General features: G+C 39.4%; 17 protein-coding genes and 1 pseudogene. 12 read left to right on the forward strand and 6 right to left on the reverse strand.

Annotated features, from left to right (window positions below):
* The first annotated feature begins 14 nt into the window (after positions 1 to 14).
* The 3 genes from MWU78_RS08645 to MWU78_RS08655 are packed head-to-tail and all read left to right on the forward strand — an operon-like array spanning position 15 to position 2,004.
* The gene (locus tag MWU78_RS08645; RefSeq protein WP_246997000.1) at positions 15 to 464 is read left to right on the forward strand and encodes a hydroxymyristoyl-ACP dehydratase; all 450 of its coding nucleotides are present in this window, start codon (positions 15 to 17) and stop codon (positions 462 to 464) included.
* Positions 461 to 1,732 carry a beta-ketoacyl-[acyl-carrier-protein] synthase family protein gene (locus MWU78_RS08650; RefSeq protein WP_246997002.1) on the forward strand — a complete coding sequence of 424 codons (1,272 nt, stop codon included), beginning with the start codon at positions 461 to 463 and terminating at the stop codon, positions 1,730 to 1,732. Before MWU78_RS08645 ends, MWU78_RS08650 begins: the two co-directional genes overlap by 4 nt.
* A gap of 8 nt (positions 1,733 to 1,740) precedes the next feature.
* Positions 1,741 to 2,004 carry a phosphopantetheine-binding protein gene (locus tag MWU78_RS08655; protein WP_246997004.1) on the forward strand — a complete coding sequence of 88 codons (264 nt, stop codon included), beginning with the start codon at positions 1,741 to 1,743 and terminating at the stop codon, positions 2,002 to 2,004.
* Here MWU78_RS08655 and MWU78_RS08660 read toward each other — a convergent pair.
* Positions 2,001 to 2,954: a TerC family protein gene (locus MWU78_RS08660; protein WP_246997006.1), complete on the reverse strand. Its 954-nt coding sequence runs from the start codon at positions 2,952 to 2,954 to the stop codon at positions 2,001 to 2,003. The two genes, MWU78_RS08655 and MWU78_RS08660, sit on opposite strands and share 4 nt — an antisense overlap.
* A gap of 240 nt (positions 2,955 to 3,194) precedes the next feature.
* Between MWU78_RS08660 and MWU78_RS08665 the strand changes: the two genes are divergently transcribed.
* Positions 3,195 to 3,545, forward strand: coding sequence for a hypothetical protein (locus MWU78_RS08665; RefSeq protein ID WP_246997008.1), 351 nt, complete (start codon positions 3,195 to 3,197; stop codon positions 3,543 to 3,545).
* Between the two features lie 97 nt (positions 3,546 to 3,642).
* On the opposite strand, the gene MWU78_RS08670 is transcribed toward MWU78_RS08665, so the two are convergent.
* Together MWU78_RS08670 and MWU78_RS08675 are read right to left on the reverse strand one after the other, a co-directional pair.
* Complete coding sequence (locus MWU78_RS08670) at positions 3,643 to 3,945, reverse strand: HPF/RaiA family ribosome-associated protein (RefSeq protein WP_246997010.1); 303 nt, start codon at positions 3,943 to 3,945, stop codon at positions 3,643 to 3,645.
* 107 nt (positions 3,946 to 4,052) lie between these two features.
* Positions 4,053 to 5,603, reverse strand: a complete 1,551-nt coding sequence (locus MWU78_RS08675) for a M20/M25/M40 family metallo-hydrolase (protein WP_246997012.1) — start codon at positions 5,601 to 5,603, stop codon at positions 4,053 to 4,055.
* 170 nt (positions 5,604 to 5,773) lie between these two features.
* Between MWU78_RS08675 and MWU78_RS08680 the strand changes: the two genes are divergently transcribed.
* From MWU78_RS08680 to MWU78_RS08700, 5 genes are all read left to right on the forward strand, one after another.
* Positions 5,774 to 7,132, forward strand: a complete 1,359-nt coding sequence (locus MWU78_RS08680) for a DEAD/DEAH box helicase (protein WP_246997014.1) — start codon at positions 5,774 to 5,776, stop codon at positions 7,130 to 7,132.
* A gap of 53 nt (positions 7,133 to 7,185) precedes the next feature.
* Positions 7,186 to 7,401: a VF530 family protein gene (locus tag MWU78_RS08685; protein ID WP_246997016.1), complete on the forward strand. Its 216-nt coding sequence runs from the start codon at positions 7,186 to 7,188 to the stop codon at positions 7,399 to 7,401.
* Between the two features lie 195 nt (positions 7,402 to 7,596).
* Positions 7,597 to 8,589, forward strand: a complete 993-nt coding sequence (lpxD, locus tag MWU78_RS08690; protein ID WP_246997018.1) for a UDP-3-O-(3-hydroxymyristoyl)glucosamine N-acyltransferase — start codon at positions 7,597 to 7,599, stop codon at positions 8,587 to 8,589.
* 187 nt (positions 8,590 to 8,776) lie between these two features.
* On the forward strand, positions 8,777 to 10,336 hold the full coding sequence (locus MWU78_RS08695) for a DEAD/DEAH box helicase family protein (protein WP_246997435.1): 1,560 nt from the start codon (positions 8,777 to 8,779) through the stop codon (positions 10,334 to 10,336).
* A 396-nt stretch (positions 10,337 to 10,732) separates the two neighbouring features.
* On the forward strand, positions 10,733 to 12,175 hold the full coding sequence (locus MWU78_RS08700; RefSeq protein WP_246997021.1) for a membrane dipeptidase: 1,443 nt from the start codon (positions 10,733 to 10,735) through the stop codon (positions 12,173 to 12,175).
* Positions 12,176 to 12,256: 81 nt separating this feature from the next.
* Here MWU78_RS08700 and MWU78_RS08705 read toward each other — a convergent pair whose 3' ends face one another.
* From MWU78_RS08705 to MWU78_RS08715, 3 genes and pseudogenes are all read right to left on the reverse strand, one after another.
* A complete protein-coding gene (locus MWU78_RS08705; protein WP_246997023.1) occupies positions 12,257 to 13,729 on the reverse strand; it encodes a c-type cytochrome in 1,473 nt (490 codons plus the stop codon).
* Positions 13,730 to 14,429: 700 nt separating this feature from the next.
* A pseudogene (locus MWU78_RS08710) lies at positions 14,430 to 14,608 on the reverse strand (pirin family protein); the annotation flags it as partial.
* Positions 14,609 to 14,676: 68 nt separating this feature from the next.
* A complete protein-coding gene (locus MWU78_RS08715) occupies positions 14,677 to 15,387 on the reverse strand; it encodes a pirin family protein (RefSeq protein ID WP_246997025.1) in 711 nt (236 codons plus the stop codon).
* 288 nt (positions 15,388 to 15,675) lie between these two features.
* Here MWU78_RS08715 and MWU78_RS08720 point away from each other — a divergent pair, with 288 nt between their 5' ends.
* The 3 genes from MWU78_RS08720 to MWU78_RS08730 all read left to right on the forward strand — a co-directional run bounded on the left by MWU78_RS08720 (position 15,676) and on the right by MWU78_RS08730 (position 19,086).
* The gene (locus tag MWU78_RS08720; RefSeq protein WP_246997027.1) at positions 15,676 to 16,605 is read left to right on the forward strand and encodes a nuclear transport factor 2 family protein; all 930 of its coding nucleotides are present in this window, start codon (positions 15,676 to 15,678) and stop codon (positions 16,603 to 16,605) included.
* Between the two features lie 226 nt (positions 16,606 to 16,831).
* Positions 16,832 to 17,392: a LemA family protein gene (locus MWU78_RS08725; RefSeq protein WP_246997029.1), complete on the forward strand. Its 561-nt coding sequence runs from the start codon at positions 16,832 to 16,834 to the stop codon at positions 17,390 to 17,392.
* Entirely contained in the window at positions 17,392 to 19,086 is a 1,695-nt protein-coding gene (locus tag MWU78_RS08730; RefSeq protein WP_246997031.1) for a DUF2207 domain-containing protein, read from the forward strand. The genes MWU78_RS08725 and MWU78_RS08730 overlap by 1 nt, the downstream gene beginning before the upstream one ends.
* The last annotated feature ends 194 nt before the right edge of the window (positions 19,087 to 19,280 follow it).

Genomic DNA, 19,280 nt, shown 5'->3' on the forward strand with positions numbered 1-19,280 from the left:
TAATTTCAATTTAAATGCTTAATTTCAATAATATACTTAAAAAATTACCATACACCGAGCCTTTTTTATTTGTCGATGAACTTCAATCGGTAACGGAGAACTCAATTGAAGGTAGCTACACTTTTAAAGAGGATGAGTTTTTCTATAAGGGTCACTTTAAGGGGCATGCCGTTACTCCTGGAGTAATTCTGACCGAATGTTGTGCGCAGATCGGATTGGTATGTTTGGGGATATTCTTGTTGGATGGTCAGGAGGGAGCTACCGGGAATTATCAGGTAGCCTTAAGTAGTTCCGAGATGCAATTTTTATTACCGGTTTATCCTATGGAAACAGTAACAGTAAAATCGAGTAAGGTTTACTTTAGATTTAACAAATTGAAATGCGAGGTGAAGATTTACAATCAACAGGCTCAGTTGGTAAGTAAGGGGGTGTTGAGCGGAATGTTAAAGAATATTGATATATGAACACGCGCGTAGTGGTAACAGGACTTGGTGTATGTGCGCCCAATGGGGTGGGCCTGTCCAATTTTTATGATTCACTGCGTAGCGGAGGAAGTGGAATTACATTTCATCAGGAGTTGGCGGACTTGGGCTTCGGGTGCCAAATCGCTGGAAAACCTGAAATATCGGAAAGTTTAAAAGAATCCTACTTTACCCCTTTACAACTTAAGGGCTTAAATTCAAGTGGCGTGGTTTATGGGGTAATGGCGGGAACTGATGCTTGGATGGATGCTGGTTTGGGCAAGGCCAATAAGGATAAACCCGATTGGGAAAGTGGTATTATATTTGGCACTGGAATTTTGGGAATAGACAAGCTCAGGGAGTCTATTTATTTGATAGATGACAATAACTCCAGACGTCTGGGCAGTAATTCTGTTATGCAGACCATGGCCAGTGGCATAAGTGCATATCTGGGGGGGATTTTGGGATGTGGCAATCAAGTGACCACCAATTCATCGGCCTGTGCAACAGGTACAGAGGGGGTTATTATGGGATTGGAACGCATAAGGTCGGGAAAGGCCAAGAGGATGTTGGTCGGGAGTTGTAATGACAGCGGCCCCTATGTTTGGGGAGGCTTTGACGCCATGCGAATACTTCCTTCCAATTACAATGTTAATCCCGAGGATGCCAGCAGGCCAATGAGTGCCACAGCAACGGGTTTTGTCCCGGGAAGCGGTGCGGGAGCCCTGGTTTTGGAATCCTTGGGAAGTGCTTTGGACAGGGGAGCCAAGATTTACGCAGAAGTTCTGGGAGGTTCTGTAAACAGTGGTGGACAGCGCGGCGCAGGGAGTATGACGGCGCCGAATAGTGAGGCGGTCCAACGCTGTATTTTAGATGCTTTGTCCGATGCCGGAATAGAGGGGGCAGCGGTGGATGTCATTAATGGCCATTTAACCGCGACCTCCAAGGACGCTGAAGAAATTAGAAATTGGAGTGAAGCTTTGGGGTGCTCGGGCAAGGATTTTCCCTATATAAATTCTACCAAAGGTATGGTAGGTCATTGCCTGGCTGCAGCGGGAAGCGTAGAATGCGTGGCCAGTCTATTGCAATACCGTGAGGGGGTGGTCTTTGGCAATCGAAACAGTGAAGATATACATCCCAATATCCTGGAAGTGGTGGATGCTTCCCGAATTCCACAAAAAACGATTGTTTATCGCCCAAAAATAATTGCAAAAGCAAGTTTTGGGTTTGGAGATGTAAATGCCTGTATTATCTTTAAGGAATATAAATAGAGGTAATTATGGTTGATAATGACGAACGTTTAGTCAGACTTAAGGAAATTGTTAAAACGTATCTTCCTGAAGATGTTTCAATAGAGGCCGTACAGGAAGAGAGTAATTTTGTAACGGAACTGAATATCAATTCAGCCCATTTGGTAGATATTATTCTGGACCTAGAGGATACTTTTGGTATCCGATTAGAGAATGAGGACATGGATAAAATGCAAACGGTAAGGGATGCTCTTAATATTATAGACCTAAAATTATTGGATAAAAATAATTAGGCTTCCTTTATAGCCTTGTTTTCCGGAATAAGCAAAGAGGTAATTATGCCAGCTATCAAGGATACCGATATTACCGTTAGGGAAACCCACTCAGGGATTTCGATATGATGGGAGAATAACATTTTTAAACCAACAAAGGCTAGTATAACCACTAGGCTATAATTTATATACCTGAACTTTTCCAGCATTCTGGAAATTAAGAAATACATAGATCTTAAACCTAATATTGCTAAAATATTGGAGCTAAAAACAATAAAGGGATCTGCCGTAATAGCTAAAATTGCTGGAATGCTATCCAAAGCAAACAGTATGTCCGTTAATTCTATGATTACAAGGGCTACAAAAAGTGGCGTGGCGGCAGTGACCCCCATACGCTTCACAAAGAAATCATGGCCATTTAAGGTTGCTGTAATGGGGTATATCTTTTTCAATCTTTTGAAAACGAAAGAGTTTTTTGGGTCAAATTTACTTTCGTCCGACCTTAACATTTTAAAGGCGGTATACAACAGGAAGACTCCAAAAACATAAATTACCCATTCAAATTTCGTAATAAGGGCAACGCCGAATACTATCATTAGGGCCCTAAATACAATGGCGCCCAAAATACCCCAGAACAATACCCTATGTTGGTAAATGGGCGGAATCTTAAAGGCACCGAAAATTACTGCAATTACGAAGACATTGTCTATACTCAGTGACAATTCTATGAGATACCCGGTTATGTATTTTAAGACTGCATTATTGGGTGTTAATCCAGTGGGGTTATCTATAAGGCCGCTGGAGAATAACCAATATATTACGCCACTAAAACTGAAGGCAACAGTGACCCAAATAGCGGTCCATATGCTTGCTTCCTTGGTTTTAATAACATGTTCATGTTTGTGGAAAACGCCTAAATCAAGTGCTAGAAATATAATAATCAGAAAAATAAAGGATCCCCAAATTAACATAGTCAGAATGATTTTAAGGCACAAATGTAAGTATCATTTTTAAATACTAACAGCTAGTGAACCAATCTTTTTTACTTGGTAATGGCCGCCTCGTTTTTGGGCATTGGATAGCTGTAAATGAGGGGTTTATGAAAATAATCGACAGGATGTTCAAAAACACGATATACGGTATGCGAAAACTGAATTAAGGGTTTAGTTTGGTGAAAAATTGTTATAAATTAGAGGGGACTCTATTTGGGAATGATGAAGAAGGGAATTTACAGTACTGTTTTAGTGCTCTTTACGGGATTTTTCCTAATGGAGGGATATGCCCAATCCGCAGAAAAAGATAGCGTAGCACAGAGGCTGAAAGTGGAAAAATGGACCATATTGGAAGAGTATGAGCCAGAAATGATATTGTCGGCCCAAGACAGGATTAATTTAAAGAAAAAACGTATAGTTGAAGCTAAGAGAAGAAAGGGTATTTTGGATACCCTGGATATTTCAGACCGAAAAAGGAAAAAATTATTAAAAGATTTATATAAAAATCCGTTTTCCGACCGACTGATGAAAACCCTGGCAGATGCTAAATTTGAAGATGCTGAGGATTGAGCAAATTGAAATTTTTATTACCAAATTGGTAAAATAAAATGCCCTAGAAAGGACTTTGAATTTTTCTAGGGCATTTATTTAATTATGGGACTAAGTCCTAAAAGGTTTTCATCTTACCTTTTCTTTTTTCCAATTGTCTTTCAAGTTCTTCTACGGAAGCCGCGATGCCCATTTCAAATTTACCATTGTTGGATTCTGCAAATAATCTTGGGCCCGGAGCACTGAGTCTAATATTACAAATTAACCCGGTATTGGGGGAAGAGGTGTTCTCTTTTTTGAAGAAAACGTCGGCACGCACAATAAAATCATATTTATCTTCTAATTTTTCTAACTTCTTGGTAGCCAATTCTTCTAAACGGCCACTTGCTTTTACATCATCATATTCAAAATTGATAGTCATATTTAAGTGTTTTTAGGTTAAAAAATCCAGGTTGAATCTGGTTTAAATTCTTGAAATTAAGTTAGGCTTTATTTTTTACAAACCAAAGGGAAATCTATGGTAAATTCTTACAATCCTCCCTTTCGATTAGGGGATCGTGGGGAGGGCCAAGTGCCTTGTTCCCCTGTTTTTTTGTTTATGGGCAATGCTCTTCTTTCCTTAGAGGCCACATCAGGATCTTCACTGGCCATATAGGTCAATATTGCCGTTAGAAGCACATTGTTTTTAACATCGTCAAAAATAATCTTATCGTAAGTATCCCTGTTGGTGTGCCAGGTGTAACTCCCATAGGACCAATTTAACGAACTAAGTCCGAAAGCCGGAGCGCCTGCTGCTATAAAGGAGGCGTTGTCCGATCCTCCGCTAGCTGGCATTCCGGGAAATATGGTTTCTATGTGCTTTGTTACCTCCTCAGGGACGGCAGATAGCCATCTGGAGATATAATCATAGGAATTCAAAAAGCCACCTCCGGATATTTGTACAACTCTTCCTGTCCCGTTGTCCTGGTTAAAAACAGCTTGGATATTGCCTACTATTTCCGGGTGATCTTCCACATAGGCTCTAGAACCGTTCAGCCCTTGCTCCTCGCTTCCCCAATGTCCTACCAAGATGGTCCTTTTCGGATTTGGGTATAATTTTTTTAGTACGCGCATGGTTTCCATCATTACTAAGGTCCCTGTGCCGTTATCCGTGGCTCCCGTACCACCGTCCCAAGAGTCAAAATGAGCGGATAGAATAACATATTCATTAGGTTTTTCGGAACCTTTAATCTCTGCAATCGTATTAAATGTAGGTACGGCTCCCAGTTCCTTGGATAAGGCTTTAATGCTAATTTTAGGTCGATCTCCAACCTCTACCATTCTGTATAACATGGTATAGTCTTCCAGTTCTAGATCTATGGTGGGGATTTTCTCCGTGTTCGCTCCAAAAATTTTATTGGCGCCAAATCCTTTGGACCAATAGGAGGTTACTATTCCCGAAGCTCCCGCTTTTTCCAATGCTAAAGGCAGAGATCGGCGGTCGTATCCGGTACGTTGCATATTTCGTGACCATTCATCCTCATATAAATCCCGTTCTTTTTTCATTTTTTCAAAAGACTCCGGTGTTGCAAATTCTTCCCAATTGTAATCTGGTCTACCAGTAGGTTCCTTCATGGAAATCATTACCAGCTTTCCTTTAACACTTGCTAACCACTTGTTGAATTCATTGGAATCTGCAACCGTGGGCAGCACAACCAATTCTGCCGTAACGCCTTTTTTGCCAGTGCTGGGACTCCATGCCAGTTGGGTGCCTTTTAAGGTCTGAATTCTTGGATATACCATGTCTATATGCGTAATTCCGCGTTCCCAACCTCGCCATTCTCCCCATTGTTCATTTTGGGAAGGAATGCCCCAATTGGTGTATTTTGTTAGGGCCCAATCATGTGCCTGTTGCATCTGTGGCGTACCTACCAGTCTAGGACCAATTATATCCAATAATTCGTGTGCCAGGATTTCCAATTGCGAATTTTCGTTGACTTCCTGTTCAATAACGCTTAAGAGCTGATTATTAATTTGGGTAAATCCGGTCTGTGTAAAACAAATGAAATAAAGGAGTAATAACAAGTAGGATTTTTTCATTATTTAAATTTTGGATTAGTATGCGGGTTCAAAATAATAATTATCCCAAAGTTAAACCCGCGAATTAAGTTTTAATTAAGAATCTATTTTCTTCCTTGATTATGCTCAAGATATTCCACAACAGCAATTATGAAGATTATAAACTTTATCTTTGAAAAAAAATAAAGGGAATGAGCACTTTTGCCGATTTTAATATTTCAAAACAACTACAATATGCCACTGAGGATTTGGGCTTTGCAGTCCCAACGCCAATTCAGAGGGAAGCCTTTTCGGTAATTATGTCTGGCAAGGATATAGTGGGTATTGCGCAAACGGGTACTGGTAAAACTTTTGCCTATATGTTACCTCTTTTACAGGACTTGAAATTCTCCAAACAGCTAAACCCTAGAATATTGGTATTGGTGCCCACAAGGGAGTTGGTCCTACAGGTTGTTGCCAATATAGAATCATATTCCAAATACATGAGTGTAAGGGTCTGTGGAATTTATGGAGGAGCAAATATAAACACCCAGAGGCAGGCTGTTGCCCAAGGTTGTGATGTTTTGGTGGCTACCCCGGGAAGGTTGTACGACCTAACCTTGGATAGGACCGTTAAACTTAGGGATATCAAGAAATTGGTTATCGATGAGGTAGATGTTATGTTGGATCTTGGCTTTCGATTTCAAATCACCAATATTTTTGAATTAATGCCACAAAAAAGGCAGAATATAATGTTTTCGGCTACGATGACGGATGAAGTGGCCCAATTGATCGAGGACTTTTTTATTGCTCCGGAAAAGATTTCAATAGCTGTTAGCGGAACGCCTTTGGAGAATATTGAACAAGTTGCTTATGCCGTTGAAAATTTTTATACCAAAGTAAACCTGTTGGCTTATTTGCTTAAGGATAAAACCATCTATAGAAAAGTATTGGTATTTGTTTCCAATAAAAGAAGCGCCGACAGGTTGTTTGAAGCCTTGAAGGAAGATTTTGGAGATGAGGCGGCAATAATTCATTCCAATAAAACACAGAATTATAGAATAAGATCGATCAAGCAATTTGATGAAGGTAAAAACAGGATACTGGTTTCTACCGATGTAATGTCGAGGGGTTTGGATCTGGACGAAATAACCCACGTAATCAATTTTGACACCCCCACTTTTCCTGAAAACTATATGCATCGTATAGGAAGGACAGGAAGAGCGGAGAAAAAGGGGTATTCCGTTTTAATGTATACCAAAAAAGAAGAGGGGTATAAAGATGCCATAGAAAAATTAATGGATTATGATATTCCCTTGTTAACTTTCCCCGTGGCAGTAAAAATATCCGAGGAACTGGCTCCCGAGGAGCGCCCTAAGAATTTGGAACACAACAACCCTGTTGGAGCTGCCGAAACGGATGCTCGTGGCGCTGCCTTTCATGAAAAAGCGGAAAAGAATAAAAAGATAAACCAAGGAGGATCCTATAAAAGGATAATTGCAAAAAAATATAAAAAGCCATTGACACGGGGGGATAAAACAATTTCCAAGAAAAATAAAAAAAGAAAATAGTTACAGGTTAAAAATCAATTTTATACGTAGTTTCATATAATGTTTTACTTTAAATGAATAACAATAATAATCCTTTACACGGCATTACTTTGGCGGTCATATTGGAGTCGCTTGTAGCCCAATATGGATGGGAAGAAATGGGTGCTAGAATTAATATCCGTTGTTTTAATCACGACCCTTCCATTAAATCCAGTTTAAAATTTTTAAGACGAACTCCCTGGGCGAGGGAAAAGGTGGAGCAATTGTATTTGAAATCCATAAAGCAGTAATTGATAAATGGGTGTCGGGGTTGGCCACGGGGTTTAAAAAAAGGTGTTGGCTGCCTTTTATATTGCTTTTCAATTCTTATTTTTGGGAATTCTTAATTTATTTTTAACAATAGCGTCTAATATTTAACGCTATATTTAAAAAAATCACAGAAAATTAAATCAACTTTTGATAATTAATCAATAATATAAATTTCAATGAAGTCATTCACTGTTGCACAAATAAATGAACTCTTAGATGGGGAGCTTATAGGGGGGTATGATAAGTCCATAATTGGGGCAGAGCAAATGGATAGGGCCCAAAGCCAGCATATTACAATTATTTCGAGTAATAAATATGCCAGAAAATGGGATTCTAGTAATGCGGGTGCGGCTATTGTGAGTGATAGCATAAAAATAATGCCTGGAGAGAACAAGGCTTTTATTAAGGTGGCCAATGCAGATTTGGCCATGGCAAAATTACTGGAGGCGTTTCAGCCCGATCCGCCCGAATTACTGGAGGAAGTGCATCCTATGGCCACAGTGCATGAAACCGCTGTTTTGGGCAAGGGTTGTAAAATTGGAGCAGGTTGCTATGTGGGTAAAAATGTAGTTTTAGGGGATGGAGTTATTCTGTATCCGAATGTTGCTGTTTTTGATGACACCACCATAGGCCATCATACCGTGGTTTGGTCCGGTACCGTAATCAGGGAGAGGAGCGTTATAGGTAGTCATTGTATCTTTCATATCAACGTAAGCATAGGGGCGGACGGATTTGGTTATAGGCCAAGTGAGGATGGAAGGGGTCTGGTGAAAATACCTCAAATAGGAAATGTGGTGATTGGTAATTATGTAGAAATAGGGGCCAATTCCTGTGTTGATCGAGGTAAATTTAGTTCTACCATTATAGGTGACGGTTGTAAAATTGACAATTTGGTCCAAATAGCCCACAATTGTGTAATGGGAAGGTCTTGTATTATGGCCGGACATAGTGGTTTGGCAGGTTCAGTAACTCTGGGTGATGGTGTAATAATAGGAGGGAGTGCTTCAATTAAAGACCACACAACCATTAATTCAGGCGCCGTTGTTGGTGCTGGATCCGGTGTGATGAGCGACGTCCTTCCAGGTAAAACTGTTTTAGGCTACCCGGCTACAGATTCTAGGGAAATGCTAAAACAGTGGGTAGCACTTAGAAAACTGGCCAAGAACTAGAAAGTGGTCTGTGGATCCAAATAATATGATTGGCAAATTTCAAGTACTTTTTATAAAGTATTCATGTTAAGAGTTGTAGGAATTGACTACAGACATTGATGTTCAGAAAAAATATTCCTTAATTTTTCCAAAATTATTCGTTAAACACCCATTAAAGGGCTTAATTTTGCGGTCCAATAAAGAGATTATGTCGGAGACTTTGATTGCCAATGCTATTGTAGAGAGAAAAACGGATAAGGAGCTGTATAGCTATCAGAAAGGGGCTATAGACCAGATTTTTGATAAATTTGAAACCGCACCCGATGATTATCATCTTTTGTATCAATTGCCTACAGGTGGAGGTAAGACCGTTATTTTTTCTGAAATAGTACGTCAATATTTAAAGCACCATAACAAGAAGGTGCTGATCATGACACACAGAATAGAGCTCTGCAAACAAACTTCTACCATGTTGACGAGCTTTGGGGTAACCAACAAGGTTGTGGATAGCAAGGCCAATTTGGACGATCAGGACGAATATAGCTGCTTTGTGGCTATGGTGGAAACTTTGAACAATAGGTTACAGGACGACAAATTGGATATTTCCGATGTAGGTCTCGTAATCATTGATGAGGCGCACTACAATTCGTTCACAAAACTGTTCAAATTTTTTGAAAATTCCTTTGTTTTGGGAGTTACAGCCACACCATTGAGTTCCAATAAGGATTTGCCCATGAAGGACAATTATGACGAATTAATTGTTGGTGAAACTATAGTATCCCTTATTGAAAATGAATTTTTGGCGAGAGCTGAATTTTACTCCTATAATATGGGTTTAACCTCTTTGGAGGTTGGTTCCAATGGGGATTATACGGTAAAATCTTCAGAGGATCTTTACAACAATAGCATGATGCTCAGTAAGTTGTTGGAAGCCTATGAAAAACATTCCAAGGATAAGAAAACCTTGATTTTTAATAATGGTATTAATACTTCCTTACATGTCTATGAGACGTTTAGGGCTGCAGGATACCCTATTGCCCATTTGGACAATACAGCGACCAAGAAGCAGCGTAAGACCATCTTAAAGTGGTTTAATATGACGCCTAATGCCATTCTAACCTCGGTAAGTATTCTGACCACTGGATTTGATGAACCTACTATAGACACCATTATTTTGAATAGGGCTACCAAATCCCTAACGCTGTACTATCAGATGATAGGTCGTGGTTCCCGGATATTGAATAATAAATCAACATTCTCGGTAATCGATCTGGGGAACAATTTTCATCGTTTTGGTCCATGGGGTGCCGACCTGGACTGGCAGACCATTTTTAAATCTCCTAATTTTTATGCTGATAGGCTTATAAGTGATGAGGAGCTGGAAAGTAATTTTAAATGGGAAATGCCCGAAGAGTTGCGTGCCGAATTCGCTAAGTCCGAAGAGGTGTATTTTGATATCAAGGAAACTTATGTGGATTCCATTAAAAATGGTGAGACATCAAAGGTTGTGTTAGAGCGCTCTATAGCACAACATGCAAGAATTTGTGTAGAAAACAGTGAGGATGTTTATGATGCACTGGCGCTCTCCAAAATGTTGGGTCCGGATATCGACGATAGGATTCAGCGCTATGCAAAGTGCATTAGTAAAAGCACCTTTAATTTTCTTAAGTGGCTCACCGATGACTATCACAAGAAATTAAGTACCCATCTACGTCAGAATTTCGATACCATTTTTGAAGACATTCACGGAAGACCACCTGAGGAGTAATATAGCTATTAATTCATTGTTTAATTGTATAGGCCGTGTTTTAGAATAGTTAAAACCTAACCTTAGTATTAAACTGTATGGAGCTATAGGTAACTATTCCTATTATTTTTCCAAGCAATATTTTTTTACTGTTGTGGTAAACGGCGCACATTTGTAGCAGCGTAAAACAGCACCTGGCTTATAATGATTTGTATCCAAGGATTTCGTTTAAGGTCCAATACAAAATCTGGTTGAAGGCCTTATAATAATTAAGGATGCGAGCATCTTAATACTTCAGCAATTTCCTTATCTTTAATTACTACCCTTGAATAAGTCTATTGGCTCAAGAGGCAGTTCTTTATTCTACTGACTAAATATCGTTGCTCTGCCTGTGTTCTAACTTTAAACTCTAACATCATGCAAAACAATTATGTGGATTTTCATTGTCATCCTTCCATAAAGCCTTTTGGTAAAAGCTTTAATCGCATTCCCAATGGGGAAAACTCTGCCAATAGAAATCGGGTAAGGAGTATTTGGCGTTACAACCCGCCAACTTTGCTAGATAAGCTGTTACATTATTTTATTGGCGTCACCAAGTTTTCCCAATCCAATTTTTCAAGTCTTTCCTATGGTGGTATCGGGATTGTATGCGCATCACTATATCCTATTGAGAAATATTTTTTCCGTAATAAAATGACGAATGAATTTATTTTGGACATTGCTGCCAATTTTGCGACAGGAGTAGGGAAGAAGCGCGTAGATTATATTCAGGGAATTAAAGATTACTTTAAAGACCTTGAAATGGAGCGGGCTTATTATATGGAACTCGATGGAACAATTGCTAATTTGCCCGAAGGTAAATTTCGATATAAAATAGTAAATAGTTATTTGGAAATCGAAGCCATGAGGCTTGCAGATGTGAACAGTAAAATACGCACAATTTGTGTTGTTTTGACGATAGAGGGCATGCACGCCTTGATATCGGATATAAACAAGGTTCCTACCCAAGAAGGGATGTTGCAAAACCTTATGAAAGTTAAGGCTTGGGAGCATCCGCCATTTTTTGTTACCCTAGCCCATCATTTTTGGAATCATCTATGTGGGCATGCCCAAAGTATGACGGGAATTATAAAAAAGAAGACAGATCAATCCCAAGGACTTAATAAAGGGATTACCGCTATGGGCATATTTATAATAAAGGCCCTGTTGGATGACAACAACGGTAAACGGATTTTAATAGATATCAAGCACATGAGTCCGGCCTCTAGAAATGAATATTACCAATTACTGGACACTGTTCCGGAATATACCGATATACCTATTATAGCGAGTCATGGAGCTGCTAATGGGCTTACTTCATCAAGCGATAGGAATCCAGGTAGGCCTAGAACCGCAAGCAAACTAAATCCATCGGATATAAACTTCTTCGATGATGAAATAATTAGAATAGCAAAAAGTAAAGGAATTATTGGATTGCAATTGGACGAACGTAGAATTGTAGCCAAGGAAACCCTTAAGAATATAAAAAAATCCACTCAGAGAAATAAAATAATGCATTATAGGTCGGAACTGTTGTGGAACCAAGTGCAACACATTGCCGAGTTACTGGATGCAGAAGGTATTTTTGCTTGGGACTGTATGGCGATAGGGTCCGATTTCGATGGTATTATAGATCCATTGAACAGTTTTTGGACCGCTGAGGAACTCCCTTTTTTGGCCGATTTTTTGGAGCGACATGCCTTTAATTATATGTCCAAAAATACACTGAGTTTGCCCGCTAACAATATAAAGGCCGACGAAATTGTATCCCGAATAATGTCTTTGAACGGGATGGAATTTTTAAAACTGAATTTTAAATGATAGTTATTTTTGATCAGAGGCTGACCATAAGAAGTAGCTAACTTAAATTTACGGTTTAAATAAAACTCCTATAATATTGAATTACAATGTTTTTAGGTATTCTATTATTGCAGTTCTTTCAGAATTGGTGAGCTGATCTCCAAAGCTGTGACCAGTATTGCCATACCCCTTTAAAGTAGTGTCATAAGTGTTTTTGTCCACTTTTGTTTGCTCTATTGTATAGTTCCAGCCGACTTTTATTTGGTTGTAATCGGTATTAAGGAAAGATCTGCTCCATCTTGTTGGTCTATCCACACTGTTTAATACGTCCTCCAAGGTAGGGACGGAGCCATTGTGGAAGTATGGAGCCGTCGCCCAGATACCGTCCAAGGGAGGAGCTATATAGCCACCTTCCGCTTTGATTTGCAGTTTATTGGATGTAGTTCCAAACCAACCGGAATTAAACCAGTCCATAAAGTAATCGTTTATGGGGGAGGAGGTAGTGTAATGGTCGGATAATTCAGGGTCGGTCCCAACGGACTTCAAAGTCACCAGTAAATTGGGATATGAGGGGTTGTCTCCATAAGTGCCATGACAGGTTGCGCAGGTGTTTTCAAATAACAATTTTCCTTGTTGGGCCAAATCAGTGTCAATGGTAAAAGGGTATTCCGGAGCTTCCAAACTTTGGATGTAGGCCAGGACATCTACCATTTTGCTATCTATTTCAGCTGCCTTTGAGGCATCTCCCATTGTTAGGAGACTTGAGCCGATAAATGATTTGCAAAAATCGAATCGGCCGATGGCGTGGTAAAACATTGCGTTTTTCTTTTTTAGCAGCCACCAGGCCGGTACATCGGTTGGTATCACATCTTCCAAAACATCAACGAAAGGGGTGTCTTGCCATATCAAAGTATTTTTGTCACGGTGACTGACTAACACCTGTGTAATCTTATCGGCCGGATTGGAGCCTCGGGTTTCCGTAATGGTTTTTGGGCCTATGGCAACAATACTTTTTCTAAATTGGTCATAAGCCAGCCATTCAGCACTTTCCTCTCCGCCATAAAGAGCTCTTATGCCAGAATTCAACAGGGCTATATTACTGGCCCGATTTACGGTAAAATCAGCGTCATGACTGCCTAAGCCTATTATAAAATTATTATTAATGGTCGATGCGTGGCAAGCCATACAGTTGGGTGCTACCACCTTTGCACCATTTGAAGCTGTTATGGCAGTATAATCATAGGGGATATTGGCATTGTCACCAGTTCTATTAAGGCGGTTGTCAGGATTCTCACTTGTTCCCAGTAAAAAAGCGTCGTAAGGTATGCCGGAACTCATGTAATCCCCAGAAATTAAATATTCGTATCCCGCCGAAGCGTCACCTGTTCTTTGAGGGTTGTCTGGTAATGGACTACTTTCTATAGTGGGATCTTCCACTTCGGGTTCTTCCTCTGGTTGGTCTATGGGCTTTTCATTGACCACAATATCTATAAGGTCCTCTTTGCTCTCTTTGGAGCACGAAAGGACAAGGGTGTAGAGAATAATAGTCGAAACCAGAAAATAAATTTTTTTCAAAGCATTGGATTTTTGTCAAAAAAAGCATGGTTAATTTAGCGATAATTTAGGACAAAATGGCGGGCTTAGTGGTTAAAATCGACAAACCACCGAGCAACTCGCTAAAAGGTGGATTATGCTGGTTTGGTAAAAGTATGGGTTATGGGGTAATTACTTTTTCTCGGCCAAACCTTACAATTTTCTGTTAGGTACCATCCAAATAATCGCAACTGTAATGAATCCAGCTACAGCTATCCAAGTGTTTGTATAGGCGAGTGGAACAGAGGCAATGTATATTGGCATTGAAATGTTTTCTTTCAAACCTCGTCTTGTGACCAATTTTAATGGGTAGTTTTCATCATGATGCTTTATGGGGTAAATTTCCAAAATTCTATATGCTATGGCACACATCAAGAGTACAACACCATACACTGCAATAGTTAAGGGGGGGGGGCGTGATAATTTTCCCTTACCCAACTAGTGGCAAAGGGAATCAGGGACAACCAAAAAAGCAAATGTAGATTGGCCTAGAGAATGGGGCCATTTACTTTTTCGGTAACCTGCAATAAATGATGATGGTTGTTCTAGTAAATCCCTAAATAAACAAAGCTTAGGACGTAGCTCATGAAGATGGGGAAAATAGATAATAATCCTTCCAGGGTAGTTTCTTCGGGTGCTTTCATTTTCAGAACCTTGATGGTGATTATCATGGCCAAAACCTCATGTGCATATGTGGAGGAATATCCAAATTTTCACTCGCGTCCAATTGCACTGGCCTAATATGGTCTATAAAAACAAAAGGCCCACAATACGCATTTGCCTAAATGGCAACAATCGGCCAACCATAAAATTGCCGATATTGGCCGCCCTTTCCGGGATTACGAGTGTAATGTTGGACATAACTTCTTTTACTAGGAATGGAAATTTTAAAAATAGAAAAAAGCCAATAATTATTTTGAATTGAATTATTAATTCATTGGGACCTCCATCAGAAGTACCTTGCTGGACTCAGTGGAGGTAAGGGTAATTTCGTTGGTTTCCCAAATCCCTATGGCATCACGCTCTTTCAACTGTTGTTCTCCGATGGTAATTTCACCTTCCAAGATAAATATATATAGTCCGTTGCTAGTTTTATTTAAAGTGTAAGTTGAAGTGATTCCAGTTTCAAATTCACCCAAGGAAAACCATGCATCCTGATGTACCCATACCCCTTGATCCGTTTTGTTTGGGGAAAGTATTTGGTAAAAGGAATTTTTGGTAGCCAGATCACGGGTGGAAATTTGATCATATCTTGGTGATACATTTTGGGCTTTTGGAATTACCCAAATTTGTAAAAATTTCACCTCTTCATTTTTGTTCTTGTTGTACTCACTATGAAAAACACCGGTTCCTGCGCTCATTACCTGTACATCACCTTCCTTTATTACGGTGGTGTTTCCCATACTGTCCTTGTGTTCCAAATCTCCTTTTAAGGGGATGGAAACAATTTCCATGTTCTTATGGGGATGTTGTCCAAAACCTTGACCGCCAGATACGGTATCGTCATTCAACACTCTAAGAACTCCAAAATTCATCCTTTCTGGATTGTGGTAATTGGCAAAACTAAAACTGTGGTATGAATTTAGCCATCCATGATTGGCATGTCCTCTGCTCTCTGCTGAATAAAAAAATGTTTTCATGATTTATCTTTTTGTTTGTTCAAAATTAAGGACCAACAGCAGAATATCCATTGATGTAGGATAAGTAATGCCAATTTCTGTGGATAAATTGATTTTGGATTATAACGATTTCTTGGAGAAATGCATCTACTGATTATTTGGTGGATAATTATTGCCTATGTTTCGGACAAAAAAACGGTTGATTCGTCCTTGTCCAATTGAAAAATAGCAGGAATCTAATTTACTTATGGTTTCAACAGATACTAAAGTGTTTCTGGGAATAAATAATAATCAAAGAACTAAATTAAAATGAGAAAATCTATTCTAATTGCCATGGGTCTAGTGGTCGTATTTGGCTATTCACAGAAGAAAAAAAATGGAACCATATTTTTGGAGCACCCTGCAATCGAAGTTGTTAATGGTATGATAGCCGCTTTTGTGGCCGGCGATACAGAAAAAGTGGGAACATACCTTGCCGATGATTTCAAGGCCTATAATGGGTTTAGTACCAATAAGGATGACAAAGGGTCTACCAAAGAAGAGTTTTTGGAACAAGTAAATTTTTGGAAAGAAAATGTTGCCTACCTATCTTCAGCGCCAAGCGAAGGTGCCTATCCGGATGCCTTGGAATATAAAGAAAGCGGAGTTTGGGTTCAAACCTGGGATCATATAAAAGGAATGCATAAAAAAACTGGGGTAAAATTGGATATGCCTTATCATAGGTTATATAAGCTGAATGATGATAACAAAATAAAAAGCATGATCAATTATTTTGATAATGATGTCATTTGGGAAGTCAGAAGAAGTTTTGGTGACCGACAAAATGGTACCATTTTTAATCATCATGATAATATTAATACAGTAAGGAAATTGATGTATGCCTTTGAGTTTATGGATTTGGAGACCTTTTACAGTTTCTATGCTGAGGATGCTAGATTTTATAGTCTGGAACTACCTGACGGAGAGAGCCTTGGCTTGGATGAGATAAAGGAACGAAATAAGAAGTTAATGGAGTCTTATACCTTTGATAGTATAGATGAGACTGGTTATCCGGATTATTTGGAATACGATATGCAGGATGCCAAGGTGGTTCAGTCTTGGTGGAAATTTAGATTGACAAGAAAATCTGATGGTAAGAAAATTATTGTACCAGCCTTATATCTTCATGATTTTGATGATGAAGGAAAAATTACGAGGTCCATCGCATATGTGAGTACCAAGATTTTGGATGCTAAATAGCAACAAAATTGAGGTAGGAAAAAGAGCGCCCACGACGCTCTTTTTTTTATTTAAGGGATATTTGGGGATCCTATGGTGATAATAGTGCAAGGTATTTTGGTAGATTGGAGTCATTCCTTGACCATCCTTATTTTGTGCTATATTTTGTTAAATAGGCTGCTGCCCGAATAAAAAAATAAAGTAACTTAGTGGAAGCCATATTTTAAACAACAAAAAACACTGAACCATGATTACGTTAGTTATTTTTTTAGGAATTATAGCTCTGTTAGCCCTGTTTCTGGTAAATGTTTTTAATCACTTCGCCAGACTTAGAAACCTGGTAAAGGATGCTTGGAGCAATATAGATGTAGCATTAAAAAGACGTTACGACCTAATACCTAATTTGGTGGAGACTGTTAAAGGCTATGCAAAGCATGAAAAATCTACCTTAGAGTCTGTTATAAATGCACGGAACGCAGCTATGGCTGTTCCACCGGGAGATATAAATGCCCAAATAAAGGCAGAAAACCAACTGCAACAGAGCTTGCGAAGTATATTTGCTTTGGGAGAGGCTTATCCGGACCTGAAGGCCAACGCCAATTATTTAGATCTTCAGCAAAAACTAAATGAGATCGAGGAAAATCTGGAACGGGCCAGGCGGTATTATAATGGATCGGTGAGAGAAAACAACACTTATGGGGAAAGCGTTCCTGGAGTGCTGGTAGCCAGTTTGTTCAAATATCAACATTTCGATTATTTCGAAGCAGAGGAGGCTAGTAGGGCCAATGTAAAAGTAGATTTCTCTTAATGAAAAACATTTCTTTCTTTCTTTTTATTCTCCTTGTTACTGGCAAGGGTGTGGCACAGGATTTTACGGTTATAAACTATAAGGTGGACATTACCATTCATCAGGAAGGTTATTTTGATGTGGTAGAAAACTATGATCTTAATTTTGAAATCCCAAAACACGGCATTTACCGAAACATTCAGACAAAATATGATCTTGTGGATTCCGACGGTACGGAATCAACCCGGAAAATTAGAATAAGTAAAATAAAGGTTCCTAACTATAAATATGACGCTCCGTTCGACTTTGTACAAAAGTTACAGGACAATTTGCAAATAAAAATTGGGGACAAGGACATTACCCTGGTTGGTCCCCAGCATTATGAAATAAAATACAGGGTTCACAATGCTTTGCTCTTCGAGGATTCCCATATTCGTTTCTATTGGAACATAAAACCGGAGGATTGGCAGGCCGATTTTCACCAAGTCAGTTTTAAAGTACATGTTCCGGATAATGTATATCCAGACAAACAAAATAGCTTTGTTTATTCGGGGGACAGCGGTACCAGTACAAGGAGTACCGATTTACAGTTATATTACACGGCCAACGAATTTTCTGGCACCAGTAAGTCAGGCTTTGTTTCATATCCGGGACAGAGCGTTACGGTTTTGATGAACCTTCCCCTTGGTTCGGTTATTGAAGAGAAACCATTTTGGCCTTTTTGGGACCAGTTCGGTTGGGTGTTCTTGATCGGGATAATGTTTTTTGCATTTTTTAGGGTCTGGTGGAATTTTGGAAGGGACGAGCGTATCATTGCCACCACCAGTTATTACCCACCGGACAATATTGATCCGGCCATGGTAGGTTTTTTGATCAATGACAAGGATGATAATTCGGACTTAATCTCATTGATACCCTTTTGGGGCTCAAAAGGGCTTATAAGACTAGAAGAAATTCCCAAAAAAGGTCTTTTTGGCTCCAAGGACACCAAAATTATCCGTTTACAATCCTTACCATTGGATTCCCCAACCTATGAAATGGAAATATTCAAGGGGTTGTTTGGCGACAATAACAATGTTGTAGGGACAGAGGTATTGGTAAGTAGTCTAAAGGATACTTTTTCCAGCAAGATGATCAAAGCTCGGAGCGAATTAAAGAAATTGGCGCAGCCCTATTACGAAGCGGAATCCAAAAAAATCCAAGGCATTATGTATTTTGCATTGGTTGCCCTTGCTTTAGGTCTAACAATGGTTGGTCTTTTCTACTGGGGTCCGTTGGCCGCTGTGGCAATTGTGGTCTCCTGTATTCTTCTGATTTTTGTAAATCGTTTCATGGTAAAAAAGAATGCCAAGGGCAATGAATTGCTATCGGAATTAAAAGGATTTAAAAGATTTATTAAGGTAGCAGAGGAAAACAGACTGAAGATGCTAATCAAGGACGACCCGCATTATTTTGAAAATACCTTGGGTTATGCCCTGGCTTTTGGTTTGTTTGATCAATGGGCCAAAAAATTTAGGGACCTTAACATACCCCCACCAGACTGGTATTCATCTTCTACGAGTAGCACTTTGACTATGAGTCAGTTTTCCAAATCCTTTTCCAGTTCCATGGCCAGCACCAAGTCCTACATGGTAAGTTCACCGTCCAATAGTGGAAGTTCAGGGGGCGGTTCATCCGGTGGTGGCTTTGGAGGCGGTGGCGGAGGAAGTTGGTGACCAGAAGGTTCGTCGCAAAATTAAATTATAGAATTCTATTAGGACCATTATTACTTTATGGCGGTCCTTGTGTAAACTGGAGGTAAATGTCTTGTTAGCCTACTGGTAGGCCTGGGGAATAATGACAATTTTTCTTCGAAAAATGGTTCAACAAGGAAGAGCTTAATTAATAAAAGTTATACTTACTTTTGTGC

It is taken from the genome of Arenibacter sp. F26102 (genome assembly GCF_023015865.1).
Lineage (GTDB): Bacteria > Bacteroidota > Bacteroidia > Flavobacteriales > Flavobacteriaceae > Arenibacter.